Source organism: Streptomyces sp. URMC 124, from assembly GCF_051386455.1.
Taxonomy (GTDB): Bacteria; Actinomycetota; Actinomycetes; order Streptomycetales; family Streptomycetaceae; genus Streptomyces.
The window spans coordinates 1-19,058 of record NZ_JBPQTS010000059.1 but is presented as its reverse complement, the minus strand read 5'-3'; the positions used below and the strand labels follow the sequence as shown (position 1 = coordinate 19,058).

The window sequence follows — 19,058 nt, the reverse complement described above, 5'->3', positions numbered from 1 at the left end:
GCGGAGATTGGCCCGCATGGGGCGGGGACGGAGCCCGCATGGGGCGGAGGTTGACCCCGCACGGGGCGGAGATTGGCCCGCATGGGGCGGGGACCCGCGCATGGGGCCGCAAGAGGCGGGTCCCGCATGGGGCGGGCGCCCGCCCCACGGGGCGGCACCCCGTCAGAGCATGCCCGCGAACTCCAGCAGGAGTTCGCCCCGTGCGCGGGCCCCGTGCGCGAGTTCGCGTATGCCCGCCTCCGCCGTGCGGAAGAGGGTCCAGCCGCGCAGCCGGTCGCGGTCGACGTCCAGGGCGTCGGCGAGCTTGGCCACGCGCCGCCGGGCAATGGCTGCAGCACCGGGGGAGGCCATCAGGGTGTCGACCCGGTCGCGGGCGAGCCACGCCAGGTCGTAAGCCCGCTCGCCCACCAGGGGCCTGGGGCCGACGGCCAGCCAGGGGGCCCGCTCGCCCGCCAGCACCTTGCCCTGCTCGTAGCGACCGTGCAGCAAGGACACCGGCTCTTCGGTGCCGGCGCCGGCGTCGGCCGCCAGGGCGTCCCGCAGCTCCAGGGCCTCGTCGACGACGGCCCGCGCGTCGGTCGCCCACGGCTCGTCGCGCCGCTCCCGCATGGCGCGCGCGAGCTCCAGCGTGTGGTCGGCCACCGAAGTGAACGGGTGGTCATCCGCCGGACGCACCCAGAGGCGTTGCAACGTCGCCGTGGCCTCCAAGACGGCCTTCTGCTCCGCCAGGGACCGCAGGCTCACACCGGCCCGCAGCCGCTCCAGGAGGAGCGCACCCTCTGCGGGCTCCGCCTCCAGCACCCGGGCCGCCCCCAGGCCGTTCCACTGCGCCAGTGCCGCACCTTCCAGTGCGGCGGCCTCTCCCGGTACTTCGAGCTTCAGTACGGCCCCCGTGCCGTCGGCCCGGTGCGCGAGGACGACGACGCTGCTCCGCCCGCCGGGTACGTGCACCCGCTCCGGGGCCAGCTCCCAGCGCTCCGCGAACCGGTGCACCCGCTCCGGCAGCGAGGCGAGCCACTGGTGCTCCGCCCCCTCCGCCGGCCCGGAGCCCAGGGTCCGCACCAGCCGCTCCGGGGGTGCGAAGCGGTCGTCGGCGTTGCTCATATCCCTGTGCTGTCCTTTTCGTCCTCGCCGGTCAGGGGCGGTCGGGTGAACCGCTGGGCGTGGCCGGAGCGGTCCGCTCCGTGAGCCCAGGGAAGGCTACGCCGCCACCGCGCCAGCGCACGGCGCGCACTGCCGCCTCGCGCAGTCCGCCCGCCGCCTCGAGCCGCAGGTCGCCGCGGGCGGCTGCCACGAGATCGGCGTACACGGCCGCGACGCGCGCCTCCAGTTCCGCCGCCAGCCGCACGGCGGCGTCCGCGTCCGTGACGGGGAACGGCAGCGCGTACCCGGCGGCCGCGGCCTCAGGCACGCCGCCCAGGTCCCGTACCGCCCGGCTCATCGCGTCCCGTCGCGCGCGGTGCGCGTCGTAGGCCTCGCGCGCCTCCGCGGCCCGTTCCTGCGCCACGCGCGCGCCGACGACTCCGTAGCCGTACACGGCGGCGTGCTCGGCCCCGAGCGCGGCCTGGGCCGCCTGGAGCGCCTGCCGCACGGCGGGATCCTCGGGCGCCCGGGTGCTCGCCGTCTCCGTCATGCGTCACTCCTGAGCAGGTATGCGTGGGCCGCGCCCGCGGCGGCCACGGAGGCGAGCAGCCGGGCCAGTTCGGGCGGGGCGGAGCGGAGGGCCGCCGTGCGGTCGTCCGCCGTGCGCCGTTCGGCATCGGCCAGTGCGGCCAGGGCCGCCTTCTCGTCGCCCGGTACGTCGTCCGCACGCGGGGAAGCGGACGCGCCCGGGGCGGATGCTCCCGGAGCAGCCGGAGAGGACGACGACCCGGAGGACGACGACTCGGGCGATGGCGATTCGGGTGACGGCGACTCGGGTGACGATGACTCCGAGGGCGACGACCCGGAGGACGGTGGCCCGGAAGACGGTGACCCGGTTGACGACGACTCAGGGGAGGCCGAGGCCCCATGCGACGGGCTCCCCGCCCCGTGCGGCCCGTCCGGCGCCCCCCGCGACGCGCCGAAGGCCTCCGCATGGCGCGCCACCTCCTCCCGCAGCGGCCGCAGCCGCTCCGCGAGCCCCCCGTGCACCGCGATCGTGGCGTCGTAGCGCGCGAGCAACTGCATGGAGGCGCGCCCCGCGGCGGCGCGCAGCCGCTCCGTGGCGGAAGGCCCCGCGGGCGCCCCCGAGGCGCCGGAACAGCCGGTCAGCAGCCCCCCGGCGCCGGCGCCCAGCAGAACCGCGGCGCCCCCTGCCAGTACCCTGCGTCGGTGCGGGCCGGCAGGGCCCCGCGTCGTCGTCGTGAACGCCACGATCCTCTTTCCGCCGGTCCCGTCATGATCACCGCACGTGAGCGTACCGGCGCGCCACCCGATGGCCGCGGACGAGGCACCGAATCGTCAGTCGGCTGCCGGAACAGATAGGCTTTGACCTGACACGCGACTTTCCCACAACAGCACACGCGGCCGAGGAGTCACCCGGATGAGCACCACCCAGAGCGAGCGGCTGCGCGAGCTGCTGGCCCCTCTCGTGAGCGCGCGGGAGCTGGATCTGGAAGAGATCGAGGTGACCACGGCGGGCAAGCGGCGTGTGCTGCGCATCGTGGTGGACTCCGATGCGGGCGTCGAGCTGGACGAGTGCGCGGAAGTCAGCCGCGCCGTCTCCGAGAAGCTCGACGAGACGGACGCCATGGGCGGCGCCCCGTACGTTCTGGAAGTCACCTCCCCCGGCGCCGACCGCCCCCTGACCGAGCACCGGCACTACGTGCGTGCCACCGGCCGTCTGATCAAGGCGCAGCTCACCGAGGGCGGCGAGCTGGTCGCGCGCATCGTCGCGGTGGACGACGAGGGGCTGGACATGGAGGTCCCCGGGGTCAAGGGCCGCAAGCCCACTGCGCGGCGACTGGCCTTCGGCGAGATCGCCAAGGCCCGCGTGGAGATCGAGTTCAACCGCAAGGCCGCGGAGAAGACCGCAGACACGGCGGCAGAGGCCGCCGATGAAACCGACGAGAGCCAAGAGGAGGCGTAGCCGTGGACATCGACATGAGTGCCCTGCGGGGTCTGGTGCGAGAGAAGGAGATCTCCTTCGACCTGCTGGTCGAGGCGATCGAGTCGGCCCTCCTCATCGCCTACCACCGCACCGAGGGGAGCCGCCGCCGCGCCCGCGTGGAGCTGGACCGCGGCACCGGCCACGTGACGGTGTGGGCCAAGGAGGACCCGCAGGACCTGGAGGAGGGCGAGGAGCCCCGCGAGTTCGACGACACGCCGTCGGGTTTCGGCCGGATCGCCGCGACCACCGCCAAGCAGGTCATCCTCCAGCGTCTGCGCGACGCCGAGGACGAGATCACTTTCGGCGAGTTCGCGGGCCGTGAGGGCGACGTCGTCGCGGGCATCGTCCAGCAGGGCAAGGACCCGAAGAACGTCCTCGTGGACATCGGCAAGCTGGAGGCCATCCTGCCGGTGCAGGAGCAGGTCCCCGGCGAGGAGTACAAGCACGGCACGCGCCTGCGCACGTACGTCGTACGGGTGGCGAAGGGCGTGCGCGGCCCGTCCGTCACGCTCTCGCGCACCCACCCGAATCTGGTCAAGAAGCTGTTCGCCCTCGAGGTGCCGGAGATCGCGGACGGCTCGGTGGAGATCGCCGCCATCGCGCGCGAGGCCGGCCACCGCACCAAGATCGCGGTCCGCTCCACGCGCTCGGGCCTCAACGCCAAGGGCGCCTGCATCGGCCCCATGGGCGGCCGGGTGCGCAACGTGATGGCGGAGCTGCACGGCGAGAAGATCGACATCGTCGACTGGTCGGACGACCCCGCCGAGCTGGTGGCGCACGCCCTGTCCCCCGCGCGGGTGAGCAAGGTCGAGGTCGTGGACCTCGCCGCGCGCTCCGCCCGGGTGACCGTGCCCGACTACCAGCTGTCGCTGGCCATCGGCAAGGAGGGCCAGAACGCCCGCCTGGCCGCGCGGCTCACCGGGTGGCGCATCGACATCCGCCCGGACACCGAGCAGCCCGACCGGGAATCCGGCCGAGCCTGATCACGTTCATGACACCGGGGTCCGCACACGCGGGCCCCGGCATCGTGGCCGAAACGCATACGTGCCCGATCACGGCCCCCCAGGGGCGGGGTGGGCGCGGGGAGGTAGACTGAAGAGTGTCTGGCCGGACGCATGCCCGCGCATGCCCTGAGCGAACCTGCGTGGGATGCCGGGAGCGAGCGGCCAAGGGCGATCTGCTGCGGATCGTGATGATCGAGGGCGCCTGCGTCCCCGACCCTCGCGGTACGCTGCCCGGCCGGGGTGCTTCCGTGCACCCCACACTGGTCTGTCTCGACCTGGCGGTCCGCCGCCGGGCGTTTCCCAGGGCCTTCAAAAGCCCGGGGCCGCTCGATACGGCGGAGCTCCGCCGGTGCATCGAACAGATCGAAGCGCAGTAGTTCGGCCCCGCGTGTGCGGGGTATGGCCCCACTGTAAGAAGCACGGCACGGGTAACCGTGCGGTCAGGTACCTCGCGAGTTGGAAGTAGGTCGAGATTGCGATGAGCACTCGATGAGTACGCGATGAGTACGCCCATGAAGTAGCGACGGTCCGGTGGACACCCCGGACCTAGAAGGAGCGAAGTGGCTAAGGTCCGGGTATACGAACTCGCCAAGGAGTTCGGAGTGGAGAGCAAGGTCGTCATGGCCAAGCTCCAAGAACTTGGTGAATTCGTCCGTTCGGCGTCCTCGACGATCGAGGCGCCGGTTGTCCGCAAACTGACTGACGCACTGCAGGGACCCGGCGGCGCCGGCAAGCCCGGTGCGAAGCCCGCGGCGCCGCGCAAGTCCGCGGCCCCCAAGCCGGGTGCCCCCACTCCGGGTGCGCCCCGTCCCGCCGCCCCCAAGCCGGCGGCGGAGGCAGCTGCCCCCAAGCCGTCCCAGGCCGCGCCGACCCCCGGCCCGCGCCCGGGTCCCAAGCCTGCCCCGGCGGCCCCGGCCAAGCCGGCCCCGGTCACCCCGGTGCCCGCTGCGGAGTTCTCCGCTCCGGCGCCGGCCCAGCCGCAGGGTCCGTCCGCGCCGCGCCCCGGCGCGACGCCCGGCCCGCGTCCCGGCGGCGCCCGCCCCGGTCCGGCCGGCCAGCGTGACGGCGGCCGCCCCGAGCGCGGTCCGCGTCCCGGTGGTGCGGGCGAGCGCGCCCCGCGTCCCGGTGGCGCCCGTCCGGCCGGTCCCCGTCCGGGCAACAACCCCTTCACCTCCGGTGGCTCCACGGGCATGGCCCGTCCGCAGGCCCCCCGTCCCGGTGGCGCCCCGCGTCCCGGTGGTCAGGGTGCCCCGGGCGCTCCGCGTCCGCAGGGCGGCCCCGGCGGTGCTCCCCGTCCGCAGGGTCCGGGCGGCGCCCGTCCGACCCCGGGCGGCATGCCCCGTCCGCAGGGTGCCCCCGGTGGCGCCCCGCGTCCCGGTGGCGCTCCCTCCGGCAACCGCCCGAACCCGGGCATGATGCCGCAGCGTCCGGCTGCCGGCCCGCGTCCGGGCCCCGGTGGCGGCGGTCGCGGTCCCGGCGGCGGCGCGGGTCGTCCCGGCGGCGGTGCCGGTCGTCCGGGCTTCGCCGGTCGTCCGGCCGGTCCCGGCGGCGGCGGTCGTCCCGGTGGCGGCGGCGGCTTCGCCGGTCGTCCCGGTGGCGGTGGCCCCGGTGGCGGTGGCGGCGGCTTCGGTGGCGGTCGTCCCGGTTTCGGTGGCCGTCCCGGCGGTCCGGGTGCCCGTGGTGGCACGCAGGGCGCCTTCGGCCGTCCCGGCGGTCCGGCCCGTCGTGGCCGCAAGTCCAAGCGTCAGCGGCGCCAGGAGTACGAGGCCATGCAGGCCCCGTCCGTCGGCGGCGTGATGCTGCCCCGCGGCAACGGCGAGAGCATTCGCCTGTCGCGCGGTGCCTCCCTCACCGACTTCGCGGAGAAGATCGGCGCCAACCCGGCGTCCCTCGTCGCCGTGATGATGAACCTCGGCGAGATGGTCACGGCCACGCAGTCCGTCTCGGACGAGACGCTGCAGCTCCTCGGCGGCGAGATGAACTACACCGTTCAGATCGTGAGCCCCGAGGAGGAGGACCGCGAGCTGCTCGAGTCGTTCGACATCGAGTTCGGTGAGAACGAGGGCGGCGAGGAGATGCTCGTCGCGCGTCCGCCGGTCGTGACCGTCATGGGTCACGTCGACCACGGTAAGACGCGACTGCTCGACGCCATCCGCAAGACCAACGTGGTCGCGGGCGAGGCCGGCGGCATCACCCAGCACATCGGTGCCTACCAGGTCTCCACCGACGTCAACGACGAAGAGCGCAAGATCACCTTCATCGACACCCCGGGTCACGAGGCGTTCACCGCCATGCGTGCCCGTGGTGCGAAGTCGACCGACATCGCGATCCTCGTGGTGGCGGCCAACGACGGTGTCATGCCGCAGACGATCGAGGCCCTGAACCACGCCAAGGCGGCCGACGTGCCGATCGTGGTCGCGGTCAACAAGATCGACGTCGAGGGCGCCGACCCGACGAAGGTGCGCGGTCAGCTCACCGAGTTCGGTCTGGTGGCCGAGGAGTACGGCGGCGACACGATGTTCGTCGACATCTCCGCCAAGCAGGGTCTGAACATCGACAAGCTGCTCGAGGCCGTCGTCCTCACCGCCGACGCCGCGCTCGACCTGCGCGCCAACGCGGAGCAGGACGCGCAGGGTATTGCGATCGAGGCCCACCTCGACCGCGGTCGCGGCGCCGTGGCCACCGTGCTCGTCCAGCGCGGTACCCTCCGCGTCGGTGACACGATGGTCGCCGGTGACGCCTACGGCCGTGTCCGCGCCATGCTCGACGACAAGGGCCAGAACGTCGAGGAAGCGGGTCCGTCGACCCCCGTCCTCGTCCTCGGTCTCACCAACGTCCCGGGCGCCGGCGACAACTTCCTCGTCGTCGACGAGGACCGCACGGCACGCCAGATCGCCGAGAAGCGCGCTGCGCGCGAGCGCAACGCCGCCTTCGCCAAGCGCACCCGCCGGGTCTCCCTCGAGGACCTCGACAAGGTGCTCAAGGCCGGTCTGGTCCAGGACCTCAACATCATCATCAAGGGTGACGCGTCCGGTTCGGTGGAGGCTCTCGAGTCCTCGCTGCTCCAGCTCGATGTGGGCGAGGAGGTCGACATCCGCGTGCTGCACCGCGGCGTGGGTGCGGTCACCGAGTCCGACATCAACCTGGCGACCGGCTCCGACGCCATCGTCATCGGCTTCAACGTCCGCGCCGAGGGCCGTGCCACGCAGATGGCCGAGCGCGAGGGCGTCGACGTCCGGTACTACTCGGTCATCTACCAGGCGATCGAGGAGATCGAGGCGGCCCTCAAGGGCATGCTGAAGCCGGAGTACGAAGAGGTCGAGCTGGGTACGGCGGAGATCCGCGAGATCTTCCGCTCGTCCAAGCTGGGCAACATCGCGGGTGTCCTCATCCGCTCCGGCGAGGTCAAGCGCAACACCAAGGCGCGCCTCATCCGCGACGGCAAGGTCATCGCGGAGGAGCTCAACATCGTCGGTCTGCGTCGCTTCAAGGACGACGTCACCGAGATCCGCGAGGGCTTCGAGGGTGGTATCAACCTCGGAAACTTCAACGACATCAAGGTCGACGACGTCATCGCGACGTACGAGATGCGCGAGAAGCCGCGCGGCTGAATCGCATAGCTCAACCCCGGGGCCGGTCGGCGGAGCATATTCCGTCGATCGCCCCCGGCCGTTGCGTGTACGGTTCGAAGAGCCCTACACCACAGGTACACCTCACGCCTCCCGGGTGGGCTTCACCCGTCACGCATGTATGCAGGGACTCTGTCCTTCGACCTCCTCCTCGGCGACGTACGGTCGCTGAAGGAGAAGCGCTCCGTCGTCCGCCCGATCGTCGCCGAGCTGCACCGCAAGTACGCGGTGAGCGTGGCGGAGGTCGGCGACCAGGACCTCTACCGCCGGGCGACAATCGGCCTGGCGGCGGTCTCCGGGGACGCGGGGCACCTCACCGACCTACTGGACCGCTGCGAGCGCTGGGTCGCCGCACGTCCCGAAGTGGAGCTGCTCTCGGTCAGGCGGCGGTTCCACGGCGACCACGACGACTGAGCGCGTCACCGGCGCCACAAGCACAATGGACAAGAAGAAGGAGACGGACCAGTGGCCGACAACGCGCGTGCGAAAAGGCTGGCGGACCTCATCCGCGAGGTGATCGCCCAGAAGCTGCAGCGCGGAATCAAGGACCCGCGGCTCGGCTCGCATGTGACCATCACGGACACCCGGGTCACCGGCGACCTGCGGGAGGCCACGGTCTTCTACACGGTCTACGGCGACGACGAGGACCGCGCCAGCGCGGCCGCGGGCCTGGAGAGCGCCAAGGGCATCCTGCGCTCGGAGGTCGGGCGTGCGGCCGGCATCAAGTTCACGCCGACCCTGACGTTCGTGGCCGACGCCCTGCCGGAGAACGCCCGCACCATCGAGGACCTCCTCGACCTGGCCCGGGCCTCCGACGCCAAGGTGCGCGAGGCGTCCTCGGGCGCGGCGTACGCGGGCGAGGCCGACCCGTACCGCAAGCCGGACGAGGACGAGGACGACAAGGACGCTGCCGGCGAATGAAGCACAAGGAGACCCCGCCGGACGGCCTCGTCATCGTCGACAAGCCGGCCGGCTTCACCTCGCACGACGTCGTCGCGAAGATGCGCGGCATCGCGCGGACGCGCCGCGTGGGGCACGCGGGGACGCTCGACCCCATGGCGACGGGCGTCCTCGTCCTCGGCATCGAGCGGGCGACGAAGCTTCTCGGCCACCTCGCGCTGACCGAGAAGGAGTACGTCGCGACGATCCGCCTGGGGCAGAACACCGTCACGGACGACGCGGAGGGCGACATCACGTCCTCGGCCGACGCCTCCGCGGTCACCCGTGAGGCGATCGACGCGGGCGTCGCCAAGCTCACCGGCGCGATCATGCAGGTGCCGTCGAAGGTCAGCGCGATCAAGATCGACGGCAAGCGCTCGTACAAGCGGGCCCGCGAGGGCGAGGACTTCGAGATCCCGGCCCGGCCGGTGACCGTCTCGTCGTTCACCGTCCACGCGGTGACCCCCGCGGAGGCCGCGGACGGCACCCCCGTGCAGGACCTGCTGGTCTCCGTCGTCTGCTCCTCCGGGACGTACGTCCGGGCCCTCGCGCGCGACCTGGGCGCGGACACGGGCGTGGGGGGCCACCTCACCGCCCTGCGGCGCACCCGCGTCGGCCCGTACGGGCTGGGCGAGGCCCGCACGCTGGACCAGCTCCAGGAGGAGCTGACGATCATGCCGGTCGCCGAGGCGGCCGCCGCGGCCTTCCAGCGCTGGGACGTCACGGAGGAGCAGGCGCGCCTGCTCGCCAACGGCGTACGGGTGCGCGTCCCGCTCTTCGACACCACGGGGCCGATCGCGGCCTTCGGTCCGGACGGGCGCTTCCTGCTCCTGCTGGAGAACCAGGGCGGCCGGGCGAAGAGCCTGGCGGCCTTCGGCTAGAGCCGGCCCGCCGGGGGCGCGGGCGGCGCCTCGGCGCGGCGTCCCGCCTCCCGGCCACCGTCGCCGCCATTCCTTCAGGGCGTGGCGGCGTCGTGCTGTCCGGGGACGGACGGGCTGAACGGACGCCTATGGCGCCCCATCCAGGCCCCCATCTAAGGCCCCCCGTCTTTGGCCCCACTACCGTGGGGCGGGGAGCCGGCTTCCGCTGCTTCCCGCCCCACGATCCCCCTCCTGTCAGTCGTCTATCCACACCGTTCCCACAATTCACTCCATTGGGCAGGCGCTCGGAGTGAATGGCGGGTGTGGAAGGGGGCGCGTTCGTGCGACGACCTGGTCCTGCCGATCATCCGCTGCCTACCGTCGGGGTACATGCACGGCGGGGAGGTTCGGCGGATGAGCGGTCGGCGGACCGATGCGGACGAGTTCCTGGTGCGCATCAGAGACCTCGCCGGGAGGCCGCGCGGTACGGGCTTCATCGCCGACGACCGCGGCACGATGATCACCAGCCACGAGGCCGTCGACGGCCTGGCGCGCCTGGTGCTGCTGGCACCGGGCGACCGTACGTGCCTGGTGGGCGCCGATGCGGTCACCCCCCTGCCGGGCTGCGACCTGGCGCTGGTGCGCACCGAGGGCCTCGGAGTGGCCCCGCTGCCCGTCGCCGCCGCCGAGCGCATCGAGGACGGGGCGAACGTCCGGCTGCGGGCGGGCCACTGGCAGCGCGCCCAGGTCATCGGCGAGGCCCTCGTCACCTATACGGCGACGGACCGCTTCCACCTGCTCGACGCCGCCGTGGAGCTCTCCCTGGGAGAGCGCGACGGTCTGCGGCTCGGCGAGGAGGCCACCGGCGGACCGGTCATCGACGCCCGTACGGGGACGGTCGTCGCCGTCCTCGGTACCGCGCTCCATGCGGAGCGCCGCTCCGGAGGTTTCGCGATCCCGCTCCGTGCGGCAGCCGCTGCCGCGCCGGACGGCTCCCTGGCGGCTCTCCTGGAGCGCAACGCGGCCACGGTCCCCGCTTTCGGACCCGACCTCAACCTGGCGGGTGCCCTCCAGCTGACGGCCACCTCCCTGGGACCGATCATCACGGCGCGCGACTGGCGCGACCCCGTGGAGCGGCCGGAGATCGCCAGGGAGTTCGCCCGCTTCCTGGAGCCGGACGAGGAGCCCGCCGGCCTCACGGGTGCCGACGACGGCGCCCCGGAGGACGGCGGCGAACGCATGCCGGACGCCGGCGGCCATCCGCCCGCCCCCGAACCGCCGCCCGACGAACCCGTGCCGGAACCGGGCCCCGGCCCGGGCGGCACGGGGGCCCCGGGCGCGCTGGTGGTGACCGTCCCGGCGCGCGCCTGGCGCGGCACCCCCGGCGGCGGCCCGGGCGGCCGCTGGATCGGCGACCTGCCCGGCGCGCGCCACCCCTCCGATCCGCCCGAGACCGCCGGGTCCCCGGATCCGGACGACCCGGATGGCCCGGACGGGCCAGGTGCTTCGGAGGACGCGGCGGACGGCCCTGCAGCGGCCGTCCTCGGCCTCGTGGGAGGACCCGGTACGGGCCGCACCACCGAGCTCCTCTCGCTCGCCTCCCGCCGCGCACGGGGCCCCGAACCGGCCCCCACTCTCTGGCTGCGGGGTGCGGACCTGGAGGAGGGCGACACCAGCCTGCGGGACGCGATCGCGCGAGCCCTCGCGGCTGCCGCCCGGATTGTCACCGCGTCCACGGGGGCGGCCGGCACGGTGGGCGACCCGGCCGAGGCCACCCCGGAGGCCGTGGCGGCGCTGGGGCACCGCGTGGGGCGGCCCCTCCTCGTCGTCCTCGACGGCCCCGAGGAGGTCCCCCCGGTCCTCGCGCACGCCCTGCCGGCCTGGACCGCGGCGACCGCCGAGTGGCTGGAGGAGACGTCCGCGCGGCTCGTCGTCGCCTGCCGCCCGGAGCACTGGGAGACGGCGGGCGGCCTCTTCCCGCGCGAGGCGCTCCACGTGTCGACGGGCTCGGCCACCCCGCGCAGCCTGCCACCCTGCGTCAGCCTGACCGATCTGGGCCCCCTGCAGGCCGAGCGGGCCCGCGCCCTCTACGGCATCCCGCCCGACGCCATCCACCAGGCGGACGCCGCCCACCCGCTCGCGCTCCGCCTGCTCTCCGAGGTGCGCGCCGCGCTCCCGGACGGCACCGCGCCCGGCAGCCGGGCGGGCGAGGACGGGTCCCGTCCCCCCGACCGCTGGGACATCTTCTCCGCCTACCTGGACCTGGTCTGCCTGCGCATCGCCGTACGGCTGGCCGCCGGGCGCCGCCCCGCGCTGCGCGGCACGGCGGTGCGCAGGCTCTCCGCGCGCGTGGCCGGGCAGGTGCACGAGGCGGCGCGGCGCTGCCTCGGCCCCGGGCAGGGGGAGCTGGAGCGCGAGGCCTTCGAGGAGCTCTTCCCGTGGCGCAACGGCTGGGCCTCCGCCGTCCTCACCGAGGGCCTGCTCGTGCCGGCCGGTACCGGCTACCGCTTCGCGCACGAAGAGTTCGCCGACTGGCTGCAGGGCGCCCACCTCGACCTCGACGCCGCCCTGCACACCCTCGTCCACCGCTGGTACGAGCCCGAGGGCGGCTCCGGTGAGCACGACGCCCGGCTGCCGTCGCGGCCGGGCGGGGGGCCGGCGATCGAGGGCCACGTGCCGCCGCCCCCCGGCTCAAGCCGCGCACCGCGCTCGACGGCGGCGCGCCGCCGCAGCCGCCGCGCCGCCCGTCAGCGGGCCCGCAGGCCGCTTCCCGTGCCCCGCCACCGCATCGGCCCCGTGCTGCAGGCCCTGCTGCTCCTGGCACGCCGTTCCGGCCCCGACGCCCTCGCGCGCAGGCTCGGCGCCCTGGTCGACGCGGTCGCCGCCCTCCCGCCGTCCGAGCAGACCGGCGGTGCGGACGACGAGCGCCGCCCCGCGCTGCCCGACCCCGCCTGGTGGGCGGCACACCTCCTGGGCGAGACCCTCCTGCGCGTGCCGGACGCCACCCCCTACCTGGGAGCCCTCCGCCTCCTCGCCGAGCGCCTGACGACCCGCTCGCTGAGCCTGGGCGGTTTCGACAGCGGGGCGACGGGCTCCCTGGGCGGCCTCGCCGAGTTCGGTCCCTGGTTCTGGCTCCGGCTGCCCCTCGGGCTCGCCGAGCGGCTGGACCTGCTGCGCCTGCTGCTGCCCGCCGACGCGCCGCCCCCCGGCCAGACCCAGTACCAGGCCCAGGCGCTGGAGAGCTCCTCACCCGGCCCGGAGCAGCCCCGCCAGGCGCCCCAGCCGCCGCACACCGACCGCTTCCTGCCCGCCGTCATGACCGTCCTCGCCGAGGAGCCCTACGCCGCACAGGCCCTGCTGTGCCGGTGGTTCTCCGACGAGCGCCCCCTGCAGGCCGCTCCGTACGGCGATCACCTCAGGCTCACGGTCTCCACCGCCGCCCAGGTCCTGCTCCACACCCACCGGCACCGTGCCGTCGACGATCTGGCCGAAGCGCTCGTGGACGCCGCGCACCCGCGCGCCGACGAACTCCTCGCCGCCCTCGCCGAGGACGAGCCGTCCGCCATCTGCCGGGCCGTGGACCGGTGGGCCCACGACGACCGCATCGAGCGGCACGTGGCGGCCGCCGCGTACGCCCTCAAAGCCGCCCGGCACGTCACCACGGCCGCCGACCGCGAGCTGCTGCGCTACTCGGCGCTCGCCCTGCTCGCCCGCCCCGCGGAAGGCGCCCTGCACGGCACCGCGCTCGCCCTCCTCGTCCGCGACCCGGAGACGCGCGCCAAGCACCTCCAGCGGGCCCTCGCCCTCTTCGCCGAGTGCGACCCGCACCTGCCGGCCGGCGCCCTGGCCCCGGCCCTGACCACGCACCCCGAACCCGTCCTCGCGGCGTACCGCGCGCGTCTGTACGTCCGCGGGGACGGGCCGGGGGACGTCCTGCGCACCCTCGCCGAGGTCACCACACCGGCCCTCGCCCGCCGGGCCGCGGCCCTCGTCCAGGAATACGTCGAGCACCATCCCGAGGACGCCGGGCTCGCCGCCGCCTTCGTCGACCGCCGGCTCGAAGAGGGCCCCGCGGCCCGCTCCGTGCTCTTCCCCCTCGTCGTGCACCTGCTCAGCAGCCGCCCGCCCCAGGTGCGCCGTGCCCTGGCCCCGGTCCTGGCGTTCCCCGGCACGCCGCTGTCGCGGCCCCTGCGCCAGGAGCTGCTGGAGGTGCTGCTGGAGCGCGAGCAGTACGGGCCCTTCGAGCGCGACGTCACCGTCCTGGACGCCCTGCTGCGCGCCGTGGCGGCCGGGGCGGGGGAGCGCACCGAGGCCCGCACGCGCGACCTCGTGCACCGCACCGGTCTGCTCATGGCCCGCAGCCCCGAGGGGGCGGCCTGCTTCGACCGGCGCATGGTGCAGCTGTCCCGGGAGATCCCCGTCTTCGGCGAACAGGTGCTGCGCTGGCTGCGCTCCGCACCCGCCCAGTGGGCCGTCGTGGTCGGCCCGCGGGCGCGCATCAAGCTCACCGCCTGGGCCGGGCCGGACTGCCCCGCAGCCGCGGCGGGCCCCGCCGGCGAGGCCGGGGCGCCTGACCTGACAGTGACCGGACCGGCCGATGCGGGGCGCCGAGAACCGGCATGGCACTCTTAGTCCTGCGTAATCGACAGACAAAAGTTCGGGTTCGGGCGAGGAGCGGGCACAGTGCAGCGCTGGCGTGGCTTGGAGGACATCCCCCAGGACTGGGGGCGCAGCGTCGTCACCATCGGCTCGTACGACGGGGTGCACCGCGGGCACCAACTGATCATCGGGCGAGCCGTGGAGCGGGCGCGCGAGCTCGGGGTGCCCTCGGTCGTGGTGACCTTCGACCCCCACCCGAGCGAGGTCGTGCGGCCGGGCAGCCACCCGCCGCTGCTGGCGCCGCACCACCGGCGCGCGGAGCTCATGGCCGAGCTGGGCGTCGACGCCGTGCTGATCCTGCCCTTCACGGCGGAGTTCTCGAAGCTTTCGCCGGCCGACTTCGTGGTGAAGGTGCTCGTCGACAAGCTGCACGCCAAGCTCGTCGTGGAGGGCCCCAACTTCCGCTTCGGGCACCGTGCCGCGGGCACCGTCGACTTCCTGGCGGAGCTCGGTGCCACGTACGACTACGGCGTCGAGGTCATCGACCTGTTCGTGAGCGGTGAGGCGGGCGGCGGGCAGCCGTTCTCCTCCACGCTGACCCGGCGCCTGGTCGCCGAGGGCGACGTGGCGGGCGCGATGGAGATCCTGGGCCGCCCGCACCGCGTCGAGGGCGTCGTGGTCCGCGGCGCGCAGCGCGGCCGTGAACTGGGTTACCCCACCGCCAACGTGGAGACGCTGCCGCACACGGCGATCCCCGCCGACGGCGTCTACGCCGGCTGGCTGACCGTCGGCGGCGAGTCGATGCCCGCGGCCATCTCCGTCGGCACCAACGTCCAGTTCGACGCGACGGAGCGCACCGTCGAGGCGTACGCCATCGACCGGACCGACCTCGACCTCTACGGGCTCCACGCGGCCGTGGACTTCCTCGCGTACCTGCGTGGCATGGAGAAGTTCGAGTCCATCGAGGCGCTGCTGCTGTGCATGGCGGGCGATGTCAAGCGCGCACGGGACCTGGTGGCCGCACACGAGAAGACGGCGGCCTGACGGCAGCCGAGACGTTCTGCACGTGATGAGGGGCCCCGGCCGGCAATCGCCGCCCGGGGCCCCTCGTCGTGTGCCCGGTGTGGGCGCGCTTCCGCGGCCCGTGCGGGCTACTGCTGCGGGTAGCCGTAGCCGCCCGGCTGCCCCGGGTGGCCCTGCTGGCCGGGCTGCGCGTACGGGCCCGGCTGCTGGGGCGGCTGAGCGCCGCCGTACGGGCCCTGCGGGGCCGCGTACGGGTGGTACGGCGCGGGGGCCGGCTGAGCGGGCTGCTGGGCCTGCTCGGGGGCGTACTGGGCGGGCATCTGCGCGGCCGGGGCAGCCTGCTGCGGCTGCTGCTGGGCTGCCGGCTCCCCGCCCCATACGCCGCGCTGCTGCTGGGCCCGGGTGAAGTCCTCCGCCACCATCGCCGAGAGGTTGAAGTAGGCCTCGCGGGTCTTCGGACGCATCATCTCCAGGTCGACCTCGGCGCCGGTCGCCAGGTGCTCGTCGAACGGGACGACGACCACGCCGCGGCAGCGCTGCTCGAAGTGGGACACGATGTCCTCGACCTTGATCATCTTTCCGGTCTCGCGGACCCCCGAGATGACGGTGACGCTGCGGGAGACGAGGTCGGCGTAGCCGTGCGCGTGGAGCCAGTCGAGCGTGGTGCTGGCGCTGCTCGCGCCGTCGACGGACGGCGTCGAGACGATGATCAACTGGTCGGCGAGGTCGAGGACGCCGCGCATGGCGCTGTAGAGCAGACCGGTGCCCGAATCCGTGAGGATGATCGGGTACTGACGGCCCAGCAGGTCTATCGCCCGCCGGTAGTCCTCGTCGTTGAAGGTCGTCGAGACCGCCGGGTCCACGTCGTTGGCGATGATCTCCAGCCCGGAGGGCGCCTGCGAGGTGTAGCGGCGGATGTCCATGTAGCTGTGCAGGCTCGGGATCGCCGACACGAGGTCACGGATCGTCGCGCCCGTCTCGCGCCGCACACGGCGGCCCAGGGTGCCCGCGTCGGGGTTGGCGTCGATCGCGAGGATCTTGTCCTGGCGCTCGCTGGCGAGCGTCGCACCGAGGGCGGTGGTCGTGGTCGTCTTGCCGACGCCGCCCTTGAGGCTGATCACGGCGATCCGGTAGCACGAGAGGACGGGCGTGCGGATCAGCTCCAGCTTGCGCTGCCGCTCCGCCTCCTCCTTCTTGCCCCCGAACTTGAACCGGGGGCTCGCGATCTGCTTCTTCGGCTTCGGCTTGTTGCGCAGCAGCCGCTCCGAGGACAGCTCCATGGAAGCGGTGAACCCCAGCGGGGCCCCGTGCACGGAACGCTGCCGCTGCTCCGGCGTCACCGTGGGCCAGCCGCCGGCACGCGGGTCGGCGGGCACCCCGCCCTGGCCGCCGTCCCCGGCAGGCGGCACGGCGCCGTCGGAGTAGGGGTACGGGGCGTACGGGTACGGGGCGGGGGCAGGGGCCGGTGCCGCTGTTGCCTCATGCGCGTCCGTGGGGCCCTGCTGCGCCTGCACCGCCGGCGGCAGTGCGGGGGAGCCGTCGAAGACGTTCTGTGCGTGCGGGAGTTGCTGCGGGCCGGTGTGGGGCGCGGGGGCCGGTGCAGGTGCCTGCTGCGGGTCGGGGTGTGGGAGGCCGTCGGGAGCCGGCGGCAGCGGGGCCCCATGCGGCTCGGGGCGCGGGGCGCCGTCGAGCGCGGGAGGCACGGGCGCCTGGGGCGCGGGCGCCTCCGGGCGCGGGTAGCCGTAACCGCCCTGCGGTGCGAGGGCGTTCGGAGCGGGCGGCGCGGGGGCCTCCTGCGGCCCGGTGAGGCCCTGCGGCGCCGGGGCGGCGGCGTCCGGCGCCGGAGGAAGGGCGGGAGCGGCCTGGTGCGGCTGCGGCTGTGCCTGCGGTGCCGGGAAGGCCTGGGGCGCCGGAGCGGGCGCAGGGGCGGCCGCCCCATGCGCGTCCGGCCGCGGGTACCCGTAGCCGTCCTGCGGGGCAGGAACAGCCGTGGACGGAGCGGGGAGCGCGCTATCGGGCGTGCCCTGGGCCTCGGGGCGCGGGGCGCCGTCGAGCGCGGGGGGTACGGGCGCCCCGTGCGCGTCGGGTCGCGGGTAGCCGTAGCCGTCCTGCGGCGCGGGAGAGGCGAGCGCGGGCGGCACGGGGGCGCCCTGGGCCTCGGGCTGCGGGAAGGGCGGCGCCGGCGGGTAGGCCGACGGGTAGGGCGTCGGCGTCAGGCCGTTCGGCGGGACGGTGGAACCGGTGGCCCCATGCGCGACCGCCGCGGACTCGGCGGGCGCCTGCTGCACGTCAGGAACGGCCGGAACGTCAGAAACGGCAGGCACGTCAGAAACGGAACCGCTCTGCAGCGCCGCGGCGTGCGGGCCCGGGGCGGGCGGGAAGCCCTGCGGCGGCATGGGGGGCGGCGCAGGCATGTCGGCAGGCTGCTGCGCGTCCGGCGCCGGAGCCGCAGGGGCGAAGTTCGGAGGGAGGGGAGGCAGCGCGGCCTGGGGGGCCGGCGGAGGGGCCCACGCGGCCGCCTGCGCGTCCTGGCCCGCTTCCGCCGGCTCCTCGTCCGTACGCCCGGCAACCCGGTCGCGCAGGGCAGCAGCGGAGAACCGCATGGTGCCCGCGGGGCGCGGGGCGGTGTGCCCGCCCTCGGAGGAGGCGTCCGCGCCTTCGGAGGCCGACGCGGCCCCGGAGTCGTTCCCGGAAGCCCCGTGCAAGCCCTCCGAGGGGCCCTGGCCGGCCTTCCGGTCGTCAGCAGAGGCCTCGGCGACGGGAGAAGTGCTTTCGTCCTCTGTCCGGCCCGTGGCAGCGTCGTGACGGCTTCCCGAACCGGTGCTCGTGCCGGCCCCGTACTCCGGCGCTGCGGCAGGCCCGGCGCCGGCCTCGTGCCGGGCCGCGGCGTCCGTGTCACCCGGGGCGTCGGTGGCGCCCTGCCCGGGGACGTCGCCGGCGGCCTTTACGCTCTCCGCGCCGCCGGGCGTCGCGCTCGGCCCGGATACGGACGCGGATGCCGATGCGGACTCGGCGGCCCGTGCTGCGATCTCGTCCTGCAGCGCCGCCGCGGAGAACCGCATCGTGGCAGGGCTCTTCACCTCGCCCGCCGCAGCGGTCTCCCCGGAAGCTGCCTGGGCCCGGTCGCTCTGTGCCTCGGCCGCCGCAGACGGCATCCCCAGCGGTTCACCCGAAGGCGGGGGAGGGGGAAGCTGCTGCGCGCCACTCCCGGCGCCGCCCGGGCCCGCCGTGGCAGCCGCTGCGGAAGAGGCGTTCTGCGTGTACCAGGCAGGTGGCGTGTAGTCGATGGTGAACTCGCCCATGGTGTCGGGCTCGTGATCGTGACCGGCGTCGGACCGGTCCCCGCCGGCTGCGGACCCGCCTGCGCGGATCTCGTCCCGATCGCTGCTCACATTGCCTCCTGGTGTGGTCTAGCGCCCATGAAGTGCCTGTCGGGCCCGACCGTTCCCGTCGTCCGACCGCCCGGGTCTCCCCCGTTTGCGACAGGGGAGGCCGATGCGGTCCCCCGTCCGTACACCTGCCCAGCCTAATCGTCATACGCACCGCCGGGGCAGGCCCGCCCCCGGCCCACCGGCCGCCCCGCACGCCGCCCGGGGCCACGGGTGGTGGCAACCGCACCGGTGGGGCACGGGGGGCGGGTGGTACAAAGATTTCCCGCTCGAGAGTCACAACAGCGCGGGATCCGCGCCCGATTCGCTCCTTTCCGGCGGAATAGCCCATACGTTTTCCCCGGATCGCGGGGGGAGGCAGATCGTGCGGCGGGCCCGCACCCAAGAGGTATGCGCTGATGGTCCAGCCGCCCCCGCCCCCGCCCCCGATTTCGCCCATGCCGCCGAACGAGCCTCCGAACGACGGCGACGGCGCACCGCAGGATCCGGCAGCGGATACTCCGCAGCAGCCCCTGCATGAGGCC

General features: G+C 74.5%; 13 protein-coding genes. 9 read left to right on the top strand and 4 right to left on the bottom strand.

Going from position 1 to position 19,058, the window contains the following annotated elements:
- Window positions 1-162: 162 nt before the first annotated feature.
- Genes ACSNOG_RS14910 through ACSNOG_RS14900 form a run of 3 tightly spaced genes read right to left on the bottom strand, consistent with a single transcriptional unit; the run spans window position 163 to window position 2,355 of the window.
- Window positions 163-1,104, bottom strand: a complete 942-nt coding sequence (locus tag ACSNOG_RS14910; protein ID WP_436753123.1) for an aminoglycoside phosphotransferase family protein — start codon at window positions 1,102-1,104, stop codon at window positions 163-165.
- 31 nt (window positions 1,105-1,135) lie between these two features.
- Window positions 1,136-1,633 carry a ferritin-like domain-containing protein gene (locus tag ACSNOG_RS14905; RefSeq protein ID WP_436753122.1) on the bottom strand — a complete coding sequence of 166 codons (498 nt, stop codon included), beginning with the start codon at window positions 1,631-1,633 and terminating at the stop codon, window positions 1,136-1,138.
- Window positions 1,630-2,355 carry a hypothetical protein gene (locus ACSNOG_RS14900; protein WP_436753121.1) on the bottom strand — a complete coding sequence of 242 codons (726 nt, stop codon included), beginning with the start codon at window positions 2,353-2,355 and terminating at the stop codon, window positions 1,630-1,632. The genes ACSNOG_RS14905 and ACSNOG_RS14900 overlap by 4 nt, the downstream gene beginning before the upstream one ends.
- Before the next feature lie 169 nt (window positions 2,356-2,524).
- Here ACSNOG_RS14900 and rimP point away from each other — a divergent pair, with 169 nt between their 5' ends.
- The 9 genes from rimP to ACSNOG_RS14855 all read left to right on the top strand — a co-directional run bounded on the left by rimP (window position 2,525) and on the right by ACSNOG_RS14855 (window position 15,166).
- Window positions 2,525-3,070: a ribosome maturation factor RimP gene (rimP, locus tag ACSNOG_RS14895; protein ID WP_436753120.1), complete on the top strand. Its 546-nt coding sequence runs from the start codon at window positions 2,525-2,527 to the stop codon at window positions 3,068-3,070.
- Window positions 3,071-3,072: 2 nt separating this feature from the next.
- Window positions 3,073-4,074, top strand: a complete 1,002-nt coding sequence (nusA, locus tag ACSNOG_RS14890; protein ID WP_058046529.1) for a transcription termination factor NusA — start codon at window positions 3,073-3,075, stop codon at window positions 4,072-4,074.
- Window positions 4,075-4,190: 116 nt separating this feature from the next.
- The gene (locus tag ACSNOG_RS14885) at window positions 4,191-4,472 is read left to right on the top strand and encodes a YlxR family protein (RefSeq protein ID WP_436753119.1); all 282 of its coding nucleotides are present in this window, start codon (window positions 4,191-4,193) and stop codon (window positions 4,470-4,472) included.
- Window positions 4,473-4,655: 183 nt separating this feature from the next.
- A complete protein-coding gene (gene infB / locus ACSNOG_RS14880; RefSeq protein WP_436753118.1) occupies window positions 4,656-7,706 on the top strand; it encodes a translation initiation factor IF-2 in 3,051 nt (1,016 codons plus the stop codon).
- 135 nt (window positions 7,707-7,841) lie between these two features.
- The gene (locus tag ACSNOG_RS14875) at window positions 7,842-8,138 is read left to right on the top strand and encodes a DUF503 domain-containing protein (RefSeq protein WP_058046532.1); all 297 of its coding nucleotides are present in this window, start codon (window positions 7,842-7,844) and stop codon (window positions 8,136-8,138) included.
- Window positions 8,139-8,189: 51 nt separating this feature from the next.
- A complete protein-coding gene (rbfA, locus tag ACSNOG_RS14870; protein WP_436753117.1) occupies window positions 8,190-8,645 on the top strand; it encodes a 30S ribosome-binding factor RbfA in 456 nt (151 codons plus the stop codon).
- The gene (gene truB / locus ACSNOG_RS14865) at window positions 8,642-9,544 is read left to right on the top strand and encodes a tRNA pseudouridine(55) synthase TruB (RefSeq protein ID WP_436753116.1); all 903 of its coding nucleotides are present in this window, start codon (window positions 8,642-8,644) and stop codon (window positions 9,542-9,544) included. The genes rbfA and truB overlap by 4 nt, the downstream gene beginning before the upstream one ends.
- A 393-nt stretch (window positions 9,545-9,937) precedes the next feature.
- Window positions 9,938-14,155 carry a serine protease gene (locus ACSNOG_RS14860; protein WP_436753115.1) on the top strand — a complete coding sequence of 1,406 codons (4,218 nt, stop codon included), beginning with the start codon at window positions 9,938-9,940 and terminating at the stop codon, window positions 14,153-14,155.
- Between the two features lie 51 nt (window positions 14,156-14,206).
- The gene (locus ACSNOG_RS14855) at window positions 14,207-15,166 is read left to right on the top strand and encodes a bifunctional riboflavin kinase/FAD synthetase (protein ID WP_436753114.1); all 960 of its coding nucleotides are present in this window, start codon (window positions 14,207-14,209) and stop codon (window positions 15,164-15,166) included.
- A 107-nt stretch (window positions 15,167-15,273) separates the two neighbouring features.
- On the opposite strand, the gene ACSNOG_RS14850 is transcribed toward ACSNOG_RS14855, so the two are convergent.
- Window positions 15,274-18,537: an SCO5717 family growth-regulating ATPase gene (locus ACSNOG_RS14850; protein WP_436753113.1), complete on the bottom strand. Its 3,264-nt coding sequence runs from the start codon at window positions 18,535-18,537 to the stop codon at window positions 15,274-15,276.
- Window positions 18,538-19,058: the final 521 nt, after the last annotated feature.

Excerpts from the sequence above, each read along its gene's own strand:
- ACSNOG_RS14910 (WP_436753123.1), bottom strand. The coding sequence starts at position 1,104 with ATGAGCAACGCCGACGACCGCTTCGCACCCCCGGAGCGGCTGGTGCGG.
- ACSNOG_RS14905 (WP_436753122.1), bottom strand. The coding sequence starts at position 1,633 with ATGACGGAGACGGCGAGCACCCGGGCGCCCGAGGATCCCGCCGTGCGG.
- rimP (WP_436753120.1), top strand. The coding sequence starts at position 2,525 with ATGAGCACCACCCAGAGCGAGCGGCTGCGCGAGCTGCTGGCCCCTCTC.
- ACSNOG_RS14875 (WP_058046532.1), top strand. The coding sequence starts at position 7,842 with ATGTATGCAGGGACTCTGTCCTTCGACCTCCTCCTCGGCGACGTACGG.
- truB (WP_436753116.1), top strand. The coding sequence starts at position 8,642 with ATGAAGCACAAGGAGACCCCGCCGGACGGCCTCGTCATCGTCGACAAG.
- ACSNOG_RS14860 (WP_436753115.1), top strand. The coding sequence starts at position 9,938 with ATGAGCGGTCGGCGGACCGATGCGGACGAGTTCCTGGTGCGCATCAGA.